The sequence below is a fragment of the Vibrio sp. 10N.222.52.C3 genome (genome assembly GCF_041474195.1).
GTDB lineage: Bacteria > Pseudomonadota > Gammaproteobacteria > Enterobacterales > Vibrionaceae > Vibrio > Vibrio crassostreae_C.
Genome location: NZ_JBFRTQ010000030.1, coordinates 17,973 through 40,513, shown reverse-complemented (window position 1 = coordinate 40,513; position 22,541 = coordinate 17,973). Strand labels below are relative to the sequence as shown.

General features: G+C 43.9%; 21 protein-coding genes and 3 pseudogenes. 9 read left to right on the top strand and 15 right to left on the bottom strand.

Annotation, left to right across the window (positions count from 1 at the left end):
• Nucleotides 1-8: 8 nt before the first annotated feature.
• The 3 genes from AB4517_RS05335 to AB4517_RS05325 form a co-directional block, all read right to left on the bottom strand.
• Nucleotides 9-1,526, bottom strand: coding sequence for a triacylglycerol lipase (locus tag AB4517_RS05335; protein WP_017059099.1), 1,518 nt, complete (start codon nt 1,524-1,526; stop codon nt 9-11).
• 491 nt (nt 1,527-2,017) lie between these two features.
• Nucleotides 2,018-3,115 (bottom strand): nickel/cobalt transporter, encoded by a 1,098-nt coding sequence (locus AB4517_RS05330; protein WP_372148011.1) that lies wholly within the window; start codon nt 3,113-3,115, stop codon nt 2,018-2,020.
• A gap of 94 nt (nt 3,116-3,209) precedes the next feature.
• On the bottom strand, nt 3,210-3,932 hold the full coding sequence (locus AB4517_RS05325) for a DUF1007 family protein (protein WP_029235926.1): 723 nt from the start codon (nt 3,930-3,932) through the stop codon (nt 3,210-3,212).
• Nucleotides 3,933-4,407: 475 nt separating this feature from the next.
• Here AB4517_RS05325 and AB4517_RS05320 point away from each other — a divergent pair, with 475 nt between their 5' ends.
• The gene (locus AB4517_RS05320; RefSeq protein ID WP_372148010.1) at nt 4,408-4,854 is read left to right on the top strand and encodes a NifB/NifX family molybdenum-iron cluster-binding protein; all 447 of its coding nucleotides are present in this window, start codon (nt 4,408-4,410) and stop codon (nt 4,852-4,854) included.
• Nucleotides 4,851-5,048, top strand: a complete 198-nt coding sequence (gene nqrM, locus AB4517_RS05315; protein ID WP_017059103.1) for a (Na+)-NQR maturation NqrM — start codon at nt 4,851-4,853, stop codon at nt 5,046-5,048. Before AB4517_RS05320 ends, nqrM begins: the two co-directional genes overlap by 4 nt.
• A gap of 63 nt (nt 5,049-5,111) precedes the next feature.
• Here the strand turns inward: nqrM and AB4517_RS05310 are convergent, their stop codons facing one another.
• A complete protein-coding gene (locus AB4517_RS05310) occupies nt 5,112-5,390 on the bottom strand; it encodes a DUF134 domain-containing protein (RefSeq protein ID WP_372148009.1) in 279 nt (92 codons plus the stop codon).
• Nucleotides 5,391-5,424: 34 nt separating this feature from the next.
• On the opposite strand from AB4517_RS05310, the gene AB4517_RS05305 reads away from it, so the two are divergent.
• Entirely contained in the window at nt 5,425-5,874 is a 450-nt protein-coding gene (locus AB4517_RS05305) for a PaaI family thioesterase (RefSeq protein ID WP_017059105.1), read from the top strand.
• A 34-nt stretch (nt 5,875-5,908) separates the two neighbouring features.
• Nucleotides 5,909-6,037, top strand: a pseudogene (locus AB4517_RS05300) (ABC transporter substrate-binding protein); the annotation flags it as partial.
• Between the two features lie 42 nt (nt 6,038-6,079).
• Here the strand turns inward: AB4517_RS05300 and AB4517_RS05295 are convergent.
• On the bottom strand, nt 6,080-6,283 hold the full coding sequence (locus AB4517_RS05295; RefSeq protein ID WP_017059106.1) for a hypothetical protein: 204 nt from the start codon (nt 6,281-6,283) through the stop codon (nt 6,080-6,082).
• A 365-nt stretch (nt 6,284-6,648) separates the two neighbouring features.
• On the opposite strand from AB4517_RS05295, the gene pnuC reads away from it, so the two are divergent.
• The 3 genes from pnuC (at nt 6,649) to AB4517_RS05280 (ending at nt 8,926) form a co-directional block, all read left to right on the top strand.
• Nucleotides 6,649-7,383, top strand: coding sequence for a nicotinamide riboside transporter PnuC (gene pnuC / locus AB4517_RS05290; RefSeq protein ID WP_372148008.1), 735 nt, complete (start codon nt 6,649-6,651; stop codon nt 7,381-7,383).
• A gap of 8 nt (nt 7,384-7,391) precedes the next feature.
• Nucleotides 7,392-8,120 (top strand): nucleoside phosphorylase, encoded by a 729-nt coding sequence (locus AB4517_RS05285; protein WP_372148007.1) that lies wholly within the window; start codon nt 7,392-7,394, stop codon nt 8,118-8,120.
• Nucleotides 8,121-8,245: 125 nt separating this feature from the next.
• Nucleotides 8,246-8,926 (top strand): Crp/Fnr family transcriptional regulator, encoded by a 681-nt coding sequence (locus AB4517_RS05280; RefSeq protein WP_372148006.1) that lies wholly within the window; start codon nt 8,246-8,248, stop codon nt 8,924-8,926.
• Between the two features lie 152 nt (nt 8,927-9,078).
• Here AB4517_RS05280 and AB4517_RS05275 read toward each other — a convergent pair whose 3' ends face one another.
• Together AB4517_RS05275 and AB4517_RS05270 are read right to left on the bottom strand one after the other, a co-directional pair.
• Nucleotides 9,079-10,782 (bottom strand): FAD-dependent oxidoreductase, encoded by a 1,704-nt coding sequence (locus AB4517_RS05275; protein WP_017067877.1) that lies wholly within the window; start codon nt 10,780-10,782, stop codon nt 9,079-9,081.
• Nucleotides 10,783-11,050: 268 nt separating this feature from the next.
• Nucleotides 11,051-11,953 (bottom strand): VirK/YbjX family protein, encoded by a 903-nt coding sequence (locus AB4517_RS05270; RefSeq protein WP_133153774.1) that lies wholly within the window; start codon nt 11,951-11,953, stop codon nt 11,051-11,053.
• A 335-nt stretch (nt 11,954-12,288) separates the two neighbouring features.
• Between AB4517_RS05270 and AB4517_RS05265 the strand changes: the two genes are divergently transcribed.
• Nucleotides 12,289-13,497 (top strand): IS256 family transposase, encoded by a 1,209-nt coding sequence (locus AB4517_RS05265; protein WP_102449292.1) that lies wholly within the window; start codon nt 12,289-12,291, stop codon nt 13,495-13,497.
• A gap of 727 nt (nt 13,498-14,224) precedes the next feature.
• A complete protein-coding gene (locus tag AB4517_RS05260) occupies nt 14,225-15,400 on the top strand; it encodes a threonine/serine exporter family protein (RefSeq protein ID WP_017064690.1) in 1,176 nt (391 codons plus the stop codon).
• Between the two features lie 312 nt (nt 15,401-15,712).
• Here the strand turns inward: AB4517_RS05260 and AB4517_RS05255 are convergent, their stop codons facing one another.
• The 8 genes and pseudogenes from AB4517_RS05255 to AB4517_RS05220 all read right to left on the bottom strand — a co-directional run bounded on the left by AB4517_RS05255 (nt 15,713) and on the right by AB4517_RS05220 (nt 22,524).
• Nucleotides 15,713-16,696, bottom strand: coding sequence for a GTP-binding protein (locus AB4517_RS05255; protein WP_372148005.1), 984 nt, complete (start codon nt 16,694-16,696; stop codon nt 15,713-15,715).
• Between the two features lie 92 nt (nt 16,697-16,788).
• Nucleotides 16,789-18,465 (bottom strand): amidohydrolase family protein, encoded by a 1,677-nt coding sequence (locus AB4517_RS05250; RefSeq protein WP_017062008.1) that lies wholly within the window; start codon nt 18,463-18,465, stop codon nt 16,789-16,791.
• A gap of 109 nt (nt 18,466-18,574) precedes the next feature.
• Nucleotides 18,575-19,210 carry a hypothetical protein gene (locus AB4517_RS05245; RefSeq protein WP_372123016.1) on the bottom strand — a complete coding sequence of 212 codons (636 nt, stop codon included), beginning with the start codon at nt 19,208-19,210 and terminating at the stop codon, nt 18,575-18,577.
• Nucleotides 19,170-19,292, bottom strand: a pseudogene (locus AB4517_RS05240) (carboxylesterase family protein); the annotation flags it as partial. The pseudogene AB4517_RS05240 and the gene AB4517_RS05245, both read right to left, overlap by 41 nt.
• 44 nt (nt 19,293-19,336) lie before the next feature.
• The gene (locus AB4517_RS05235) at nt 19,337-19,621 is read right to left on the bottom strand and encodes a hypothetical protein (protein WP_017062010.1); all 285 of its coding nucleotides are present in this window, start codon (nt 19,619-19,621) and stop codon (nt 19,337-19,339) included.
• A gap of 377 nt (nt 19,622-19,998) precedes the next feature.
• Nucleotides 19,999-20,958 (bottom strand): annotated as a pseudogene (gene tnpC / locus AB4517_RS05230) (IS66 family transposase); the annotation flags it as partial.
• Complete coding sequence (locus AB4517_RS05225; RefSeq protein ID WP_372111589.1) at nt 20,859-21,599, bottom strand: YegS/Rv2252/BmrU family lipid kinase; 741 nt, start codon at nt 21,597-21,599, stop codon at nt 20,859-20,861. The gene AB4517_RS05225 and the pseudogene tnpC, both read right to left, overlap by 100 nt.
• 19 nt (nt 21,600-21,618) lie before the next feature.
• The gene (locus AB4517_RS05220) at nt 21,619-22,524 is read right to left on the bottom strand and encodes a LysR family transcriptional regulator (protein ID WP_372148004.1); all 906 of its coding nucleotides are present in this window, start codon (nt 22,522-22,524) and stop codon (nt 21,619-21,621) included.
• Nucleotides 22,525-22,541 lie beyond the last annotated feature (17 nt).

Sequence of the window (22,541 nt, the reverse complement as noted above, 5' to 3'; positions counted from 1 at the left end):
GCCACTCCTTAGCGCATTGAAATAATTTGTTGTAGAAAACGTTCAACGTTTTGTCCCGTTTTCATTGTTGAGTGGTTAGCCAATACGTTACCCAATGCATTGGTATAACTTGGGTTAGCGCTTGCCAAGGTCACAACAACATCATTTTCTTGCGGTACTGTTTGAATGGCTTGGTAACTGACTATGGTGATTGGATGAGCTTGTGGTCCATGCACACTTGGCATTGTGACCGATTGAGTTTGAGTATCGAGGTAGGCCGCAGAACTAAAGCTTCTTAGCGCCTGCCAAGCGGTAACGCCTGCCCAACGCGATCCCCACGGGAATAGGCCAACGATATCAGGATCTTTCTCAATAACACCGTCTTGGTTGAGATCGGCATTTGCCCCAATAGAAAATGTATTTGCAATATTGCCGCGAGTACGCATTTGGATCGCGTTTGATGCTGTATCCGTTGTTAGATCACGGATACCAGGCATTTTAGGACCCGCAAACGGAATATTTGGGAGTTGCATGTACTTGCCAGCGTAATTATTTGGATCGGTACTGACGTTACTGTAGATATCGGCGTAGTGGTCCATTTTTATCACCGACAAATCTGCTGCGACGCTACCAAGGTGAGGTGTGGAGAAAGTAGAAAGGGAGGTTATCTCAAAGGAAGGGCTAAGTGCTTTGAGGTTTTGGGTATCTAGCCCGCCTTTACTGTGTGCAATGACGTGAACTTTGTCGGATTTCAACTCATCGAGAAAACCCTGAATTTTGTTGTTCAAGATATTAGCGTTAGTCGCTGTGGTTCCATTTTTGTCAGCAGAGAAACGAGTATAACGAATGCCATAGTCATCAAGTGTAGAAAGCACGCCTGGAGCCGTATCATCATCCCAAGTGTCTGATTGTGCAGCAATGCCATGAGCAAGAATCACAGGAATGGCAACATCAAACTCGATTGAGACCCAATCGACAGACATACACCAGTTGTCTCCCGTATTGCCAGTATCAATATCGACGCGAATCTCATTGTTTTGGCCGAACTTGACATCACTGATATCGACTTGAAGGTTAGTATCCGTCCAACGGTTATCAGCGCCTTGCAGCGTACCTAAAGACTTTCCGTTAAAAGATACGATATCTATTTCTGGAGCAATATTACTGACGTTGGCATTGGAGTCTATGTCGAAGACCGGCATGCTGATCCTTGCGTTAGAACCGATAACGCCTTTTTGCTGCATATCGCCCAGTTTACTCGGAGCAATTCTCCCGTCACTTTGTAAAACGTTGGGGCTGACAACCATAGGAACAGGTAAAGAGATAAGTAGAGGTCCGCCAGAAGCATAGGTACAACCGGTATCCAGACCAGGACCAGAATTGACAACATAAACGCCTAGTACTTCTTGCGGTGGGGCTATCCCAGAGCTTTGTGAACGCATCGAGAAATTACGCAATTCGTGTGAATCAGGTATATCTTCGGCACTCGCGAAACTCGGAGAAAGTAACAAAACACTGAGCGTGGCGCTCGGAATGTATAGTTTCATTTGTTTACCTTTGAGTATAGGTTATCCAAGAATTTGGTTGAAGAAAGCTCTATCTGTAGTTGTAAGGTAAAGGCTTGGAGTTTGATGTGAAATTTATTGGGTATAATTTCGGCTTGTTACTCAATTGATAAAACTGCTGCTCTATTTTTTTTCAAAATAGGAAGAGTGCGATCGCAGTTTCTGGATTGCGGAAGTTATGTCCTTATTTTCAAAAGGAGGGGGGGATAGTGCTCTAATATTGTTAGAACAATCTAAGTTAGTTTATGAAAGAGTAGCTAAGAATAGGAAAATCAAAGTTGGATGTAGGTTTGTTACAGAACTACATAGAGCGCGCTGTTCTGAATGGCTGACTACTAACCTAACTGGCTGTGCAAAGTTAGGTTAGTAGAAATTATGTGGCTGTTAATTCAGATTTGAGAGATAAGGGCTAGTGTTTTTTAGTAAAAATGGTAAAGGTCGCAATAAACTGAGGTTTGTTATTACATCGTTCGCTACATAGTGAATACAGGGGACATGCCGCTGTCTTGACCGTTCATCAATAACAAGCCAATCAACACAAGCAAAATGCCGCCAAAGAGTTGCAAGTAGTGACCTGTGGCTTTCAATGAGGCATTGCTGTTCTTGTTGCCTGCTGCCAAGTAGCGCTTCACTAAGTGTTTGCCTGTTAGCGTCATCATTGCGATTAATGAGGTTGTTAATGCTGTCCCTACGGCCATCGCAAAGGCGCTCAATACGCCCATCCAATATAGGCCAACCATGTTTGCGAAAAGCAGTACCATGATGGCTCCGGTGCACGGTCTTACGCCAATCGTCACTATAATTCCAGCATATTCTCGGAGCGTTGAGGCTTTGTTGATTGCGTCTGCATCGGCTACATGCTGGTGGCCGCACCCACAGTCGGCATGAGAATGATCTGCATGAGTGTTAGCTGCGGCTTGCATTGTGCTAGTAGCGTCGATTATCGGAGAAGGGGCTGATATTGATGAACGAAGTGCCATTGGCGAACGCGCTGAAATTGTCGCAGCTGTGTCTGTTGCGAGTGTAGTGATGGCTTTCACTTTCAGCTTAGGCTTACGCATAGCGGTGTAGATGTTTTTCAAAGCCTTCCAACATATAAGCGCGCCGACGACCGCGACTAAGGCAAAGCTTAATGAAACAAACATATTCGCTTTGTCATTCACTACTCGCATGGAAGCACTAAAGCCCCACAGCAACACGCTTACTAGTAAGATTGCGACCAATGCTTGTAAAAAAGCGGAGACGACCGTAAGCACTAAACTCGCCTTGGCTTTGGTTGGGTGAGTCGCTAAGTAAGTCGACACGATAACTTTGCCGTGCCCAGGCCCCAAAGAATGAAGCATGCCATAGATAAAGCTGAACCCGATAAGGTAACTGCCTGCGCCCCAAGGGTTGGATTTAGCTTCATAGAGCAGGTCTGCAAGTTCTGAATTGACTTCTCTTTGCCATTGAATGCTAGAGATAACTAACGATGGCCACATGGACCACAGTTGATACGCACCAATAGCAATAAGCACGAACGCGCCAGCACCAATGAGGTAGTGATTGATTTTGGATTGATTTTTCTTCATTTAACAAGAACCTATATCTGAAATCTTTCTGTTAATTAGTTGCCATGCTTAATCAGCTAGACGCTGACTTAAAGGCTGAAACGAACCACTGCGACTAAGAAGCGGGAACCGCCGCACAATGAAGCTCAACCGATTGTGTAAACAGTTGGCCTAGCGTGTTATCTGGATCTGCATCGACAGGTAAAGACATTGCATAACTCATTTGCTCTGGCGTCGGGTTAGGCTCGATTAATTCTAAATGGCATTGTCTTGCTAGTTCAGGTGACAATGTCACGTCGCTGTTGGATAGCCACGACATGTCGACAAAGTAACTAGGGTCAAAAATCAATACGCGAAGCGAGTTTCGTGTCACAGGCTTAGGTTTAGAAAGTGGTAGGTCAAATGTTAGAACCATCTTGGCTTTATCACGCTCAAACTTTGCGTTCTCAACCACCTGATATTTGATGGGCTCTTCACCATCATAAAAGTACGTGAAGTAGTGCTCGTACATCATGTTTTCGATTACAGACGCAGCGAGCTTTTTGAATGTTTCAGTTTCTGTATCGGCAGAGACGTCTTCTCCATCCAACATGTACATCGAGGTCATTGCATCAAAAGACCACTCCATAGAGAGACCGGTGATCATGCCATTCTCTCCCTCAATATGAGTTTTCATCTCTATCCAAGAGTGAGGGTGGGCATATAGATTTGGCGCAAAACACAATAATGCTAGGCCAACAGTCAAGCCCTTGAGAGAGCGAAAGCATGTCGAGAAACGGCTTACATAGCGTGTGGAGAGGCGATTGATGACATCGATTAGAATAAATGGCTGTTTCATGAGAAATGATGGTAATTTAGTGTGATGTTATATTATAACAACTCGATGCGTTGTTCACTTCAAATTATAAGCTTGTTTACATTGAAGCCGACTGCAATTCTTGATTTTCAATCCAACCTATTTTTCCTATAAACATCTTTGATTGATCCCTAATTCGACATTATTCAGACTAGTGTGTGACGTTGAATAGTCGATTAAGCTCTCGGTTGTGCGAGGCCTTTTTGTAATGGGTTTGAGCTTGGCTCTTGATAACAGGCATTAACAACGCAAAAAATACCCCCAGTAAAAATACTACCCCCTAGTATATATGGTTATTTGAAAGGTAACTGAGATAGGCTGAAGATGACGGTAAGTTTGGGTGCTTGTGATCTTAGTTATCGATTCAGTAAATCTTATTTTTCACATGATAGTTATTGGCATATGCCAGTAATGGGGCGTATGCTGAACTCCTGATCATCAATAACAGGAAGTTACTATGTTATACGCAGTACCTTGTCGCGACCTTCATGTTGGCAACCACTTTGCTCGTTCCCCACAGATCGCGATTGTCGATGAACAACGACAGATAAAACAGATTGTTCCTTTGATTGACTCCGACACCTCTTGCAATAAAAAGAAGCAATGGATTTCGGTTCTCCGTTCTTACGATGTGAAATCTGTGGTGGTTCGTTATATTGGTAAGAAGATGCTGGCGCACTTGTTCAATAACGATATTCGAGTCTTGGCATCGACAGGTAAGGCAGAAATCGGGGCTTTGGATTTCGACAATCTACGGGAAGTGACCGATCTCGATTATGGTCGCGAGCCGAGAAATAGTGGGTGTGGCAATAAAACGTGCGGCCAAAACGGGCACAAAAAACAAGCTTCGATTCTAATGGTACAGCCTAATCAGCTAGGTGCTATTCGAGGGTTCCGACAATGACCTTTTTGTTGACGCTATTGGGGTTTGTCGGAGTCGTTACATTGATGGCGATAGGCGTGATTTTTTCGCGCAAGCCAATCAAAGGCAGCTGTGGAGGATTGGCGCAGTTAGATATTGAGCGTGAATGCAATTGCAAGGATGTGTGTGAAGGGCAAAGCAAAAAGCTGTATCAGATTACTGAGCCATCAAGCTAAGTATCGAAGTAAGCATCAGAGTTCTCGCTCACTGAGTTAAATAACTTCTGGCTAACACGTTAATTAACTACTTTGAATCACCAACGCGTGACCATTGACGATGCACTTGGCGACTTTAGCTCGTGCACGCTTGATAATGTTGCCGAACGTTTGGCGAGACACCTGCATTTGTTCAGCGGCTTCAAGCTGGCTCAGGCCTTCTTGATCAGCCAAGCGCAAGGCTTCGAGCTCTTCCAATAGCAATTCTTCTTTATGAAGCTCGTCCATAGGAACACCATTGGGCTTAAAACAAGAGTAAGCCGTACGGGTACACAACTGGCGATTTTTTTTTGGTCGAGCCATATCAATCTCTAGCAATCTATGGGTAAAGGTAAGTATGAAGGTTTTCTTTCCACACAATCATCGGCGTTGCCAAGTGTGCAGCCAAGGTTTTTTCAACGACAGCGCCATTTGTTTTGAAGCTATTGGCGAGCATGACACTTTAACTAAGCATGAGGCAGTAGCTAAATATAAAACCAGAGCCAAGATTGTACCAACAGATAAAGCTGAGGGCTACGATGGCATCATGCAAGGTGGCATTGTCACTACACTGCATGACAGCGCGATGTTGCATTGTCTATTTCAGAATGATATCAAGGCGATGACGGTGAGTTTAACCTCTCGTTTTCATCATCCGATTTTGATTGGTCAAGAACTGGAAGTTCGTGCCCAATGGGTGAAAAGTAGACGTAATATCTACTTCCTAGAAAGCCAAATTACTCAGTGCGGAAAGTTATGTTCGTCGGCACAAAGTCAGTTTATGTCAGTTTCTAGCTATCAAACTTAAGCTTGGTATAGCGGTGTTGTTTTATCAGTTATAAAAGTCCAACTACGGTTTCATAATCACTGAAAATAACGTGTACGAAGAAGAGATTAACCGCGCCCTGTTGAAGATTCGTGAGTCACGAAAGTGGCGTAAAATCTTGGTCGATTATTTCGCAGATCAGTAATCGAAATTAGAGGCTTATTCAAAAGCTTTTGGACTTTCGCCGTTACAGTTGATCTGAATCTGAGGCCTTGATCTTTTTGAAGTATTTAAATGCACTCCAAACTGCGTAAGCCGCAACCCCTACAATCAATGCCGAGCGAAGGAGAATAGGCGCATCATGCTCAAGTTGACCAACATGAGGAACAATACTGGCAAACAATCGACTGGTAAAAAGCAGCCCCATTACTAACATAATTACTTTATTCATGTGACCTGCCATACAATTGAGTACGTTGCACAGAACGAGTTTTGGGGCGATTACACGGTTAACACGCCAGACAACGATTCTGCTCGAAATAAAATCATGCGCTTCTCAAACGTAACCGTCAACGCGATATCGGCGTTTAGCCAGTAAGTTAAAATTCCGTTTTTGGAAGGGGGCTGTTCTGGTGCTGGAGTTTCGAGTTCGAGACTGTGGGAGGGCTATGACATCTTCCCGTGAAATTGATTTTCCGGATTTAATATTCTGATTTATGATCGCATGCAATCTAGGGGGGACAAATGTCCTCCTCTTTGTTTCTATCGGCGCAATAATATAGGTGCTACAAAAATCAAATAATAAAGGACACATCTATGGACCTATTCGCTCTACTTGATATCAACAATACTTTAGTCAATATCCCAATAGGGGATGGCTACGCAATGAGCTGGATTGAAGCATTCGGCACCGTGTTTGGTTTGTTGTGTATTTGGTTTGCAAGCCAAGAAAAAACCATTAACTACCTGTTCGGATTGCTGAATGTCATCTTATTCGCGGTTATCTTTTTCCAAATTCAGTTATACGGACTGTTACTTCTACAACTCTTTTTCTTTTGCGCCAACATTTACGGTTGGTACGCATGGACACGTCCTAATGAGCAAGGTGAAACGCTAGAAGTTCGTTGGTTGAGCCAAAATAAATTAGTAGCAACGGCCGCAGCGTGTGCGATTTCTATTGCTTTGCTAACTATGTACATCGACCCATTCTTCTTTGCGCTAGCAAACATCGCGGTAGATAGCCTGAATCTATTTGGTGCGGATTTAGCGGAGCCAGTGCTTGAACCGGATGCGTTCCCATTCTGGGATGCAACGATGACCATTCTATCTATTGTTGCTCAAGTTCTTATGACACGTAAGTATGTTGAAAACTGGATACTGTGGATTGTGATTAACATTATTAGTGTTGGTATTTATGCAACACAGGGCGTTTACGCAATGTCGGTACAATACACAATCTTAATGTTTATTGCGGCAAACGGTACTCGTGAGTGGGCACGAACTGCAAAGCGAAATAGTGATAAATCACTCACTCAAGCAACGGCTTCTTAGGAGTGAAGATGGCAAAGCAACCTCATATTGGCGTTGATGAAACGCAAATTGCTCCGTTAGTTATTGTTTGTGGTGAGCCTGATAGAGCGAATCGAATCGCGAGATTGCTTGAAGATGCCGAGATGGTTTCTGAGAACCGTGAATATCGAATCTTCACCGGTCAATATCAAAGGAAAGCGATATCAGTTTGCAGCACGGGCATTGGCGCACCTTCAATGATCATTGCGGTAGAAGAGCTTAAGCTTTGTGGTGTGACTCATATCGTCAGAGTAGGGTCTGCAGGTGCGATGCAGTCACATATCGGGCTTGGTGAGTTAATTATTGCAGAGGGCGCGGTTCGCGATGAGGGGGGATCTACCGCTTACGTTAAGCCGTCGTATCCCGCCTATGCAAGCTTCTCCTTGCTCAAAGAGCTAGATAAGTTCTTGCAGCAGCAATCAACACCTTACTATTTAGGAACGGTGCGCTCACACGATAGCTTTTATACCGATGACGAACAGGCGCTTTGTCAGTACTGGAATGGCAAAGGCATTTTAGGTGCAGACATGGAAACATCCGCGCTGTTTACCGTTGGACGCTTGAGAGGGCTTAATGTAGCTTCTATCCTGAACAATGTTGTCTTGTATGAACAAGATGTAAAAGAGGGCGTTGGGCAATATGTCGATGAGGCAGAGGCAATGATGCAAGGAGAGCGGCTAGCATCTTTAGCGGCACTGGAAGCATTAATTACTCAATAAGAGCCTGAATAAATACAAGAAGAAAGCGATGGGAGACCTTCGCTTTTTTATTGGGTTCTCTCCTGTGGTTTAAGTGGTTACAATCGTTTGAATATAAACAGCAGTAATGCAATGAGAGAGTAAGTATGAAGATTGCACCATACTCAAGCGGACGCTTTAAAAACTACTTAGAACAAAAAAGCTCTGAGTTTAGAGATCTCATCTACCAACACCAAGTTAACTCTCGTTACTTCAATCAAAACGATGAAATCCTACGCCAAGGTGAACAGCTTCAATACCTTTATGTAGTGCCCGCTGGAAGAGTCTCTATGAGTATTTCTGCAGCTAATGGGCGACGTTTTCAATTGGGCGAGGTGAATTGCGATTACCATATCTTTGGTGAGATGGAGTTTTTCACGCAGACCCCTTGTCAGTGGAACGTAGTGGCTGATGAACACATGCAAGTTGATGTTATTTGCATTCAGAAGCTAGCAGAAGCACTACATGAAAATCCGGAGATGATGTTCTTCTTTGCCTCTGCATTGGCGGAAGATTATCAAGACTCTATGGGTATTTACACTAACCGTCTTTTACACTCAATTACCTACAATATTGCCTATGATTTATTGGTTCAAAGCGAGACTAACACTGTGTTAGGCGGTTTCGATAAAGTGAATCAAGAAGCAGAACGATTTGGTACATCGAGCAGAGTGTATCGAAGAGCGGTTAAAGACCTATTAGACAAAGGTTTCATCAGAAAAGGAGATCAATGGTTAGAAATTGTCGATCAGCGAGCACTGCAAGCTTTTATTGACTCCTACGAATAATAAAAGAGCTTGGCACTTACTTAAATGCCAAGCTCGGTTTTTCAATGTTTACTATTAACTACTCGCATCTATTTATGAGCGACTTTCTCTCAGCAACTAGCAACTAGCCCGTAAGTGTCCGCGCACCATTACCGGCGACTAAGTATTAATCCTTAAGCTTTTGCATACATGAGTGTTCTATAACCACCGATTAAGTTGCGTGCTTTAAAGCCGTTGTTGACGAGTTGGCGATAAGCCACGTTACCACGTAACCCGACTTGGCAGTAGATTACAATCTCTTTGTCTGCTGGGAGCTCACTCATTCGATCACGCAGTTGGTCGACAGGAATGTTGATTGCGCCTTCAATAAAGCCACCATTTTCTAGTTCGCTAGGGTTACGAACATCGAGTAGGAGTTGGTTGTCGCTTAATGTTGCAATCTCATCGAAATGAATAGGTGTCGCGTCACCTTTAATAATATTGTTGGCAACAAATGCGGCTTGGTTAATCACGTCTTTGGCACTCCCGTAAGGTGGTGCATAGGTTAATTCAAGGTGTTGAAGCTGATCAACGGTCATACCTGCACGTTGAGCTACTGCCATAACATCAATGCGTTTATCAACGCCATCTTTACCGACGGCTTGCGCACCTAGTATTTTCCCTGTCTTAGGGGCGAATAACATCTTGAACGAGACAATCTCAGCGCCAGGATAGTAGCTAGCGTGGCTTGCGGTATGCACATAGACTTTTTCATAGTCGACGCCTTCACGCTTCAACTGTTTTTCGTTTTTCCCTGTTGAGGCAACGGCTAGGTCAAAAATCTTACAGATAGCTGTGCCCTGTGTACCTTGATAGATTTCATTGCGTCCGAGCATGTTGTCGGCAGCCATACGACCTTGACGGTTAGCAGGGCCAGCAAGCGGAACTAGAGTTTGTGCACCTGTGACAAAGTCTTTTTCTTCGACCACATCACCCACAGCGTAGATGCTAGGATCGCTAGTCTGCATCATTTCATTGGTGTAGATACCACCTAGTTCGCCAATTTGAAGTCCTGCTTCTTTTGCTAACTTAGTCTCAGGACGCACACCGATAGCCATGATTAAGATATCAGTAGTTAATGACTCGCCATTATTAAGTGTTAATTCTAATTCACCCTCTATGTGTTGGTGCTTCTCGCTCTCGCCTGAATCAAAACTTGCGATGTGTTCGTTAGGTATATATTTCACAGACTCAAGCGCGACGCCGAGTTTTAGGTCGATGCCTTTGTCACGAATCTCCGCATGGGCAAAGCCGGCCATTTCCCGGTCTACTGGCGTCATTACTTGGTCAGCCATCTCAATCAACGAAGTCTTGATCCCAAGCTGATGAAACGCTTCCATCATTTCCAAGCCGATAAAGCCACCGCCAACAACTGTCGCGTGCTCAGGTTTATTCATTTGGATTGTTTCGATGATGCGATCCATATCTGGAATATTGCGTAGTGAATGGGTGAGGGGGTTATCGATTCCTGAGATGGGAGGAACGACGGCACCGGCTCCAGGGCTTAGTAATAAGAAGTCGTAACTCTCGCTGTAGTGATTACCATCAACAAGATTTTTGACTGTAACGGTTTTATTGGTGCGATCAATAGAGGTAACTTCGTTCATCACTCGTGCGTCAACGTTGAAGCGAGCTAAGAAGCTTTCAGGTGTTTGTAACAGAAGCTTGCTTCTATCCTCGATATCGCCACCTATGTGGTATGGCAATCCACAGTTGGCAAAAGAGACGAATGGTCCTCGTTCAAACATTATTATTTCGGCTTCTTCACTAAGACGACGAGCGCGTGCAGCAGCTGAAGCACCTCCAGCTACGCCACCGATGATTACAATTTTAGTCATACGTTTACCTATTACTGTCTCTAAGTTTAACTATACAAATTGCCGAGCATAGAGCTTGTATCTTCTTAATGATCAGTACTGGCTGGTCGCCGGCGATTGAGTAGTTTTCGAAATACCTAGATACTATAAAGATGTAAATTAGCATTGTCTAATATTTATTTTGAAGCTATCACCTCGGGATTGAGCGTTTGGTCCAAGGGCTGTGATTAGACTAAAGCACGCTAGTAAAGGTAATACGCGTTAGCGAGTCGAGTACAGGTTAGCCAAATTAACTGTCATGAGCATAATGAACAGGATCACGGATGTGCTGACTGATTACGTTCTTCAGATCTTGTTCATACAGATCTAGCCAGGCATAACGCTCGCGATACAACTTACGCTTTTGACGTTTTAGAGCTTCAAGATCTTTCCTGTTCGGGTTTGTCGGGAGACGATAGAAATAGTTATCATGCACCTGTCCATCGTGCTCTTCCCACAGACTGTCGTATTTAAGGCTGATGTCTTTGTTTTTCTTACCGTAGCGTAATGAGTTCGAGACATGACCAGACTCTTTTACCGCATAGATATTGTCGATACCCAAGTTAATAGCGAGCAGTCGTAGTGTTTCTACCATGAAGGATTTAGGTCTTAAACCGTAAAAAGCTTTGGTGAATGTGCGGCTAAATCCATTGTCATTGGCGCCACCCTGTATACCGCCGATGTAGATGTTGTTGTCGAAAACAGTAAACGAAATGGTATACATTTTTTCGAGTTGAGAGTTGGTCAATGAAATTGTCAGTTCACCTTCTTTTCTCGCGTTTCTTTCGAAGCTGAGATTAACCAGATAAACGTTGTCATCTATCTCAAGTTTTAAAAGATTGAGCCTTTCGTTATAGATTTGGTGTCTAGCTTCTGTTGCGAAGGTGTTTTCAAACCAGTCGTAGTGTTTGGATAAGATATCGATCTTTTCTTTATTGCTAAAGCCAGTACATAAGTAGGGAGTCACAAATTTAGAAAGGAAGTTGGGTTGCTTGATAAATAATAACTTTCTCTCTTCAGAGTTGAAATTATTACTCATTTTTCGAGTAGCTGAATAATAAAACAGGGCTCGAATAGTAAACTTAACTATCGCTTTGTACTTACCCTTATTTTTATGGGTATTTGCTTCAATCCCCATGCGAACGACATTCATAATCACCTCAAAGAAGAAGGATTGCTCGAACATAGTCGTGTCATGAACCCTTCCAATAATCTCACCAATAACAAGAAAATGATGATAGTGAAAAAGGTGATTTGGGTAAGTATGGATATGTATAGCTATGTAACTCAATCAGTTACTTAGCGTTCAGATTTTGGACAGATGTGTTTGTCGCTTTAGTGGGGAGGGGTATCAATGTTATTTATTAGAGGCGCTTGCTCCTAAATCAAAAATGCCACTACAAATCTGCAGTGGCATTAGAACGGAGCCTGTAATTTAAATTGTGTATCTGCTTATAATTAAGCCAGTCATGGCTAAGGATAAGCAATATGGACAAGAAAGCTTTAGAAGCCTTCGCTCGCGAAGCCGCTAAGTCAATTAAGACGCCTTCGGATCTTGATGACTTCAGGAAAATGTTAACCAAGGTGACGGTTGAGACAGCTTTAAATGCTGAACTTGATGATCACCTTGGCTACGAAAAACACTCACCGACCAACGATAGTAATAGTCGAAATGGCTACTCTTCTAAGCGCCTACTTACTGACAATGGTGAGATCCAGCTAGAAATCCCTCGTGACCGTGACGCGTCCTTTGAACCCAAGCTCGTTCGTAAGCATCAAACTCGATTCCAATCGATGGACGACAAGATCTTAAGCTTGTATGCCAAAGGAATGACTACCCGAGAAATCGTCGCAACCTTCAAAGAAATGTACGATGCTGATATCTCCGCCAGTCTAATATCGAAAGTCACTGATGCTGTTTTAGAACAAGTTGTTGAGTGGCAAGCTCGCCCTCTTGATTCGGTTTACCCCATCGTTTACCTGGACTGCATTGTTGTGAAGGTGCGCCAAAATAAGCAAGTCATCAACAAAGCCATTTACCTTGCTCTCGGCGTCAATATGGAAGGTCAGAAAGAACTTCTTGGGATGTGGATGTCCGAAACTGAAGGCGCGAAGTTCTGGCTCAGTGTACTTACAGAGCTTCAAAATCGGGGTGTGAATGATATCCTCATCGCTTGTGTTGATGGCCTCAAGGGCTTTCCTGATGCCATCAATGCCGTTTATCCAAAAACTCAAATCCAGCTCTGTATCGTACACATGGTACGAAACTCAATGAAATACGTTCCGTGGAAAGACTACAAGACCATTACCGCAGACTTAAAGGAAATCTATCAAGCTACGACTGAAGATGAAGCACTGTTGGCGTTAGAGCACTTTGGTGATAAATGGGATGACAAGTACCCTCAAATCAGTCGCTCATGGACGGCTCATTGGGATAATCTCAATACTCTGTTCAGCTACCCTCAAGATATCCGTAGAGCTATCTATACAACGAATGCGATTGAATCTCTGAACAGCGTGATAAGAAAAGCGACTAAGAAGCGTAAACTGTTCCCGACAGATGAATCGGCAAGAAAGGTGGTGTACCTAGCGATAATGGATGCTTCCAAGAGATGGACAATGCCAATCCATCACTGGAAACAAGCTCTAAACCGCTTTATGATTATGTTCGAAGACCGACTAACTGAATACTTATAACCAAGAGCAGTTACACAAAATTATTTACAGGGTCTTGGAAAGCCGCGATGAACCACAAATAAGCGGCTCTTTTTTACCCCAATTTTCTGCTCTTAAACCTTATCGACTGTATCCGCCCCATGAACCCACGGGACGATATTGTTAATACGTGAGCGCCGCAATCACACTGTTAGCGCTAAGGAACCTTTGAAACCGTCACCAAAGCTCACTCATAATAAGCTATTATTTACAGTAGATTTCGGTTAATTTTCCAAAGGCCATTATGAAAAACAAACTGAGTTTAGCAATTCAAGCATACTGCAACTGGATTGATTCAAACATTATTGAAATTGCTTATGTCGGTTCCATTCTAGTTGTGATTCTAACGCTCATCATCAATCTTATTTAGGCTTCCATTTCCTAAATATTAGTTTCCTTTACTCATTACCGAGCTTTTCTAAAAGCCTCAGAGTTAAATCAATCACCTCATGGATTTGGAGTTTTACGCCTTCAAATAGCTGCGTGAGCGGATCTATTTTTGAGGTTGCAGCTTCAACAATGACTGATTTACCTCAACGATAAACTGATAACCTCTCATTCAATGAATCCTATCTTTTTAACCATTGCCTTGTTCGTTTGTAGGGGCCCGTCCTCTATACACGACTATTGGTTACGCTTGAATGAGGATACTATTGAATTAGAATGCCCCTCAAACATATATCGCCTTGGTTATTGAGAAACAAACAGAATGAAACAAACAAATCATATCGAACAATGCCAGCAAGAAATTTTGAGCTTTTCGGACCGATTACATCAATCTGGTTGTGCGCCTTACTCGGTAGCTCAATACACTCAAGCTTATGCAAAACGCCAGAACATTGATGTCTCTATTGATGTGACCCCGACAAAAGTCATCACTATTTTTGAGCAACCCACGCAAAAAGTCGTGATGGAAAACAAAAAACCACCCTCGGTTAACTTACGTGATTTAGTCGCAACGCTTAAAGGCTTTTCGACTCATTCCCATTACGAAGGTTCAGAAACCTACTCGAATCGTACCTTGTGCTTTGCCAATTTATTGCTTCCGCCATGTTATTTAATGTTAGTTGGCAGTACTTATCTGGCGGTCGGTTTATCCATTATTCTGGGCGCTATAGCCTGGCTAGCACAAATTTTCCTGACTGGGCCAAGAAGCATTCTTGTCGAGTTCTTTGTCGCCTTAGTAGCCAGTTTTTTAACCGGTATGATAGCGGCACAGGTTCCCGGCTTACCAACATTGGCACTGTGCATTTCTTCCATTGTCCTTTTTATTCCTGGGTTAACCGTCACCAACGGCTTAGCCAGTCTTGCTCTCAATGACTTTCGGTCAGGTATCGAACTGCTTGCACAAAGCGCACTCATAGTAATGAAAATATTCATCGGCATTGTTATGGGGTTAGGCTTAGCCAACATAATCAATCAACCATTATCGGTACCGGTATTTATTGATGAAATCCCATTCGTTCTTCATGTCACCGCACTGATCGGGATTTCTGTCGCTATTGGCCTTATTTTCAACGCAAGTATGACAGAAATTCTCTTAGGCCTTCCTGTCGCGGCAATTGGCATGTGGGGGCCACATTGGTTTACTTCCGATTGGGTTGTAGGTACATGGGTAAGCACAATACTCATTACGCTTTACGGGTTGGGGATGGGAAAATTGCGTCACGTTCCACCACTCATATACATTATTCAAGGGATCATCATTCTTGTCCCCGGTAGTCGAATCATTGTCGGAGCAAGTGAGTCCTTCTTTGCGACCTCCATTTTACCCATTCCGAATATTGGTCTGTCCGCCTTGCTGATGTTTGGCGCGATTATGGCGGGACAAATCATGGTTTATTCTATATTTAGTCGTCATTTTGATTCCATCATTGAGGACTAACCATCGAGCTAACAATCGCTGATCAACACGCCCTAATAACCCACGATTGAGTCTTTATCTGCTTTTTGACGTTAACCGATTCTGAGAAGGTACTGATGAACAGAGTCTCGAAAATCGATAAGACTATTTTGTTTCAGATGGCGAGGGGAATGAGCAATATGGATTTGGAAAAACCGAATAGAATCGAAAGTAGCCAATAATTCTATAAGATAAGGATGCTTAGGATGAGTCAATGCAAAGTAGGCAGAGGTAAGCTAGGTATAGGCAAGCGCTAGGTTGATAGGCTTGCCATCTACTCCATTTCCGTTCTAACTACGCCACCAGTGCGTTCAGTTTTTTACGCATACTCTCTTTATCAAGGCCACCTTTAGGTCCAATGAAGACTAACCGTGACGAACGAGATTCATCATCTTCCCATGCATCTCCAACCGTCACATTGGCTCGCTGGCCCGTGCACTGAAATACACAGCGATGATCAGGACGATCGGTTAAATTTAAAATACCTTTCATGCGATAAGCATCAATTGAAAACTGTTGCAGTAGAGGATACAAACTTTGTAGATTAAGCGCTTGATCAGTTTCAAAGCTGAATGTTTCGAAATCATGGTTCACGTGATGACAGTGCTCATCATGACAATCATGGTGCTGGCATTCCCTTTGATCAGCCGCTATTTTGTTAGTGACAAAGCGCGTACTTTCAGGGGCATCAAATAAGATAGGTAAATCCACTTCGCCGAATGAAATATCAATCAATTTAGCAAACGGAGCTTGTACTCGGCACCATGCTTTGACTTGCTCTAGTTTATCAGCATCGACTAGGTCAACTTTATTAACCAGAACAATGTCAGCCACTTGAATTTGCTGCTTCGACAACGTCTCCATTGGGCCTTCTAGCCCTAAAATGTTTTCCGCATCGATCGTCGTCACGATTGCATTTAAAGGTGCGTGTGCTTGCAGTTCCGGATCTTCAAATTGAAGTGCCACTTCTTTGGGTTCTGCGATACCTGAAGTTTCAACAATAATATGGTCTGGGCGTTCCTCTAATGCGAGTAAACGCATTACCGAAACGACTAGTCCTTCTGCAAGGTTACAACAGATACAGCCATTCTCTAGGCTGATCATATTTTCACTTTCAGATTTAACTAACTCCGCATCAACATTGATTGATCCAAAATCATTGACGATCACAGCCATGCGCATTCCATTTGCATTGGTTAATATATGGTTTAGTAGGGTCGTTTTCCCTGCTCCTAAAAATCCGGCTAAAATTGTTACTGGAATAGGCTTCTTGCTCATAGCATGCTCTCTTTCGATTTTCGTTGTCTATATTTACTCGGTAAGCAATAAAAAAGGTTGAGCTAATGCCCAACCTTTTAAGTCAGGATAACTTAGCCAGTAACTTTGTTGCGAACCGCTTCACCTGGGTTTGAATCTAACAACATTTCACCAGCTTCAATGATAGGTGTCCCGTTTACAAGTACGTATTTCATGCCTGTAGAAAGGGCATTTGGTTTATCAAATGTTGCAACGGCTTTTACTTCATCAAGTTTGAAAATAGCTAAATCAGCATCTTTACCTACTTGAATACGACCTTTATTTGCCATTTGTGGCACAGCATCCTCAAGAATACGACATGCGTTTAAGCTAGTTCTTTCCATCGCTTCTACTAGTGTTACCGCTTTGTATTCCTCGACATATTTTTCAATAAAACGAGAGAAACAAGCAAGTGAGCGAGGGTGAGCTATTGCGTTGCTTGGAAGTGGCCATACATCACCTTCAATTAATACGCCTTTATCATCCATCCAAGGCATTGCATCTGAAGCGATAGCTGCACCTGGGAACAATACTGAACGGTCCATTTTAGCGCGATCTTCTTTGTTCTCATCGGGTTTTAAGAAGTGCATGACAACCACGGTACCGGGCGCTGATGCTTGTAGTTCAGTGACTTTTTCTTGGTTTAGTGCTTTACCATTCGCTTCCATGTAGCTAGCGCTTGGTACACCCCAACGTTGTAACCAATCGTCACCACGGAAAACTTCTGCGCCAATAACGGAAGAGCCAGCACCATAAGGATAAGCTTCAGTAGTAACGGCTAAACCTTGATCAATGGCGGATTGAACTAAATCGGCACAATCTTCGATATCTTGTACTGACGTGCTGTTGAGGTGACAAATGTGCATGTGTGCACCCGTTGTCGCCGACAGGCTAATGAGTTCTTGGTATGCTTCAAAGCTTGATTGTGGCTCTGCGCTGTTTAGGTAACGAACGTGAGTGTAGGTTGGTACTTCATAGCGTTTTGCTAGTTTAGCAAGATCATAGTACTCTTTGTGGCCATAACCTGGTGCGTAACCCGCGTTAATACCAATGCCTAAGCCCCCCTCTTTAAGACCTTGCTCAACCGAGCCCAGAATTTGTTTTAATTCATCTGGGGTTGCTAGGGTATTTTGCCAATTGTTTTTAGAAAAAGCTTTCTGGAACCAAACAATCGTACCATCAGGAGCAGGCATCGTAGGTTCTTTTGCTTGAATACGAGCGTAAGTCCATGCTACAGAAGCGCCGTAATTAATCGGGCGACCTTCAGCAGCAGTAATATCGTAGTACGTTCCGATTGGGAATAGACCAGATTCCATCTCAAGAGCGGTGGTTACGCCATCGAATGCTTGAGCACGGGCAGCAGGAAGTTGTTGTCCGTGAGCGTGCATATCGATAAAGCCAGGTGCAACCACGAGACCTTCAGCATCGATGATTGTTTTGCCTTGCAGCTTTTTGTCTGAGATTGCAGCAATACGCTTACCTTTAATACCGACGTGACGAATTGCGTCGAGTCCAGTTTCAGGATCAACAACACGGCCATTTTCGATAACGATATCAAATGGCCCTTTCTCGTTAGGCATCAGTTTGATGTTTTGACCAACCAGTTTTTCAGGGGCTGCATGTAAAACAGAGGCAAAAGGCAGTGCCGCAGCCCCAACCGCTAACTTAGTCAAAGTCGAACGTTTATCTGTATCGACACCATCAAGTAATACTTGCGTAGCGTCCAATTCATTTGGGTCGTAATTTTTCATATTGATACCTGTTATGTTTGTTGTAAAAGAATATTAGTTCATGATTGCTATGAAAACTATGCTGCATGTAGAAAAATCAATCGATTGACTAACACCCACCTTTCCATCATTAGAATCCACTGCCAACCGTTATATAAAACGCGCTGTCAACGTCACTAAAAGCGAGGTCTACCCCCATGTGTAACCCATATCGGCAAGCTATCTGATAGCGAAATCCAGCACCATACGCATCGACACTTTCATCGTCTGACAGACTGCCCTCTACTGTCGCTTTACCCAGGCCATAAAACGCAGAAACGGTCCAACGATTATCAATCGTATTATCGTATTCCGCGACAACACCCAGCCCAGAGGTCACCGAGCTTTCGCCCATAAAATATTGAATAACGCCATTGATAGCGTTATTCACATCTTCATTACTGGTCTCAAACTCTACCGAGCTCTGGCCAATAATATGTTTCACACCCAGCATCAATGGTGTGTTTGCCACTCGAAACTGGAGCTGCTGAAGCGCAGCGACTCCCGAGTTTTTTGTGCCGAATTGAATCGTTTTGTTGTACGACGCACCTATACTGAACTCTTTGAAAATATCGAGGTTCGCCTTTCCAGCGCCAACGCCACCCGTATATCGAATGGTATCTTTTAGCCACGACGGTATCACCGTTAATGTCGGTATCAGAACCTGCGCCATATTCAAAGTCCCCACCATGAATAAAGACATACACGGGTAATGACTCTGAACCATTGATCTCCGAAGGACGCCAAATATTAAGATTCAAGCAATCTTCAGATTGCTCTTGCTGGGTTATTTTAAGCTGTGGGCACACGGCGCCAAATTGTGTCGCATCTATAGCGCTATCAGCATTGTGTTCTAATTGACGGAGTGACTGTGCTGAAAACGTTGTTGATCGGCGTAAGTGATTCCTTTAAACGCTTCAATGGATACGCGTTGCTCGTCACCTGCTAAGGTATTGATCACAACAGACTCTCTATTTGCGAAAAGAGTCGCGTCCCCGATGGATACTGAAACCTGCTCTGTTGGTAATGTCTGAAGCGGTTCTGGCTTAATAGGACGTGAGCTGGTTTCATCACTACCCCACGCAGAAAGAGCAACAGTGATAGCGATAACCATGAGTGAGCGATGCGTTAAATTCATGGTTGTACCCATAAATGTGTTCGGCCATCTGACCTGATATTGGTATCATCAAACCTGAGAATCCCTATGCTCAGCCATGCTCATTTCTGGAGTATTTGAAGTATTTTTTCTTTATGGTGCGATATTAATTCACTCTTTAAATTTGAATAAATCGCTTATGCAGGACGTGATCCTACATATATTCACTACCGTGAGTGGATGTCGCTTTTTATTTATCACAAAGACTTCTTGTTGTACCTTCTTTGGCTGACTATCTAGGGTTGATAAAATTTCAACGGGTTCTTGAAACAGCTCTATAGGGGGTTGCTGTGACTCTCCTTCTGAAGCTTCAAACTCATCAAAGAACCCAAATATGTTATTAGAGTCCGATGGCATAGTTAGCACCAAACGTAAGTTTCGAGGCCAAAGCCAATATTGTTGAGGTCTGTTTTGACTTGACCCGAAGAGGTCCAAGGTAGAAGTGCGTCGATATCAGGCTCTGCTTTCGCGAGCTCTTTCATGCACTTGACCATGTAGTCTTAGAGGATAAGACCGTTGGCTTTTGCAGTCTCGACGATACTGTAAAGCATCGCGCTCGCCTCAGCACCGTTTGGTGTGTTGGAGAATAGCCAATTTTTCCTGCCAATAACCAGCGGTTTAATTGCGCGTTCAGCGCGATTATTATCGATAGATAAGTGACCATCGTCGATATAACGAATGAGTTTAGGCCATTGCCCGAGCTAGTACTTTATTGCTTTGCCTAGTGGGCTAGAGCCTATCACCTTCTGGGTTGTCATCCATTGGTAAAGCTCATCCAGTATCGGCTTGGCATACGCTTAACGCTCTGCTTTGCGTTCTTCGGCAGGCGCACCTTTTAAGCGTGATTCTATCCCGTAGAGCTTTTGGGGTTTAGCCAGCACTTTATCAGCCTTGCCCGATTTACCTTCCCCTTGAAGCTTCTTCGCGTCCATGAACTTGCGTTAAGCACCCCACATTAGTGACGTGATGCAGACCATGATAAGCCGTGTAGCCATCGGTTTGTAGATAACCGTTGTAGTCACCTAAAAAGTCCACGGGGCACACCCTCGCGCGACTGTTTTGATAGTCGTACAAGGCGATTTTTTCACATTCGGCAGTGCCGCTTCGGGCGAGTCAGCGCCTGAGCAGTAAAGCCACATATAACACTGCTTCTCTTCTTTGAGCACATTGAGCGGCGTTTCATCCGCCTGAACCACCACTTGTTGAAGTAGGTTCTCCTTCAAGGCCACATACAGCGGGGCGAACTTCTCACTGACTTGGATAACCCACCTTGCCATGGTGGCGCGTGATAGCTCGATACCCGACTGGGTAAACAGCGATCATCAATCAATGCATTGGGTGCTAACTCTTGTCCTCCACCCGCTAAGCGACCATTACAAAAAGCACCAACAAGGATCTCGCCGGTAAAGCTGCCTTTGTCTATGGGCAACGTGCCACTGTAGGGCTTAAAGCCAAGTGCTTTCACCACACCTGTTAGTGTATACGCACCGCCACCGAGAAAATCTTTAAGCTCGACTGGCGTTTCAGCTGTGACTTCAGCACCAAAACCCGCCGCAGCGACATTCATAAAATAGCGGTCATTCGCACGCACGCTATCCACCGCAAACGCCTTGCCTTCCAGCGCTAGTTCAAAAGCACCCGAAATATCGTTAGGTATTCCCGTTGCGGTAGCAAAATCATTCGCAGTGCCCATTGGGACAAGCGCCAGTTGTGGTCTTTCACTGGCACGGAACAGGTTGAGCGCGTTAACGGCTTCATTCACCGTTCCATCGCCACCGACAACAATCAGACGCTTAACACCATCGCATATTGCCTCGCTTACCAAACGAAACATGTCCGACGATTCCCAAGTCACTCTAACTTGCAGGTCAATATCATTGTCCCTCGCCGCAAAGGTGGCTTGCCTTAATTCCGGGATATTGGCTTTCTTTCCGTTTAAAATCACGCGAATGCTGTCCATGGCTATGTCCTTGTATAGGCTAACTTGATAACTCTTTTGCTGCCGCTTTGATCTTAGCTCGTAACCACTTATGGCTTGGTTCATTAGTACGGCTTGGATGCCAAATCATACCAATATCGAGGTCTTCCAACTCGAAGGGTAATGGTAGTGTTTTTACCGCGTACTTTTCAGCAAAACAACGCACTGATGAAACAGGCATTACTCCGATGTACTCAGAGCCTTCGATAACAGGAAGCATCTCTACAATGCCCGCTGCGCGATACACGATTCTACGTTTCTCAAGGTCACTATAGTGCTCAGAGCTTAATAAGCTTTTGCGCGCATGCCACCTAGAGACCACCACATGCTCGAGTGCTAAGAACTGTTCCATATCGATGGTATCGCCAACCGTAGGATGATCACTACTACACACCACGACCAGCTCTTCTGTAGAAATCACCTCGTGCTTAAGCATGGTTCTTCCTTTAGGCGTCATATCAACAATCACGTCGTGTCTTTGCAGCCTTAAATCAGACTCATAGTCTTCGGTAAACAGAGGATGAACCTCTAACGCGATACCTGGTGCGACTTGGCTGATTAACCGCATGACTTTTGGCATCATTTCGTAGCTCGCCGCCGAGACGCAGGCAATGGAAAACACGCGGCCTGAGGTTTTAGGATCGAAGTCTCTTGATGCGGATAAGGTAGAAGTAAAGTTTTTAAGTGCAGCGGCCATTGCAGGATAGATATCAATAGCGAATGTGGTTGGCTCTACGCCTGATGTGGTGCGATGAAACAGTGGCTCATCATAGATATCTCTCAACCTTGCAAGTGCTTTACTCACTGCTGGTTGGCTTATATCCATGCGATTAGCAGCTCTAGATAAGTTCTGCTCTTCATAAATAGCGACAAATATAGGAATTAGATTTAGTTCGGTACTTTTCATACAGTTCCATATTAAAG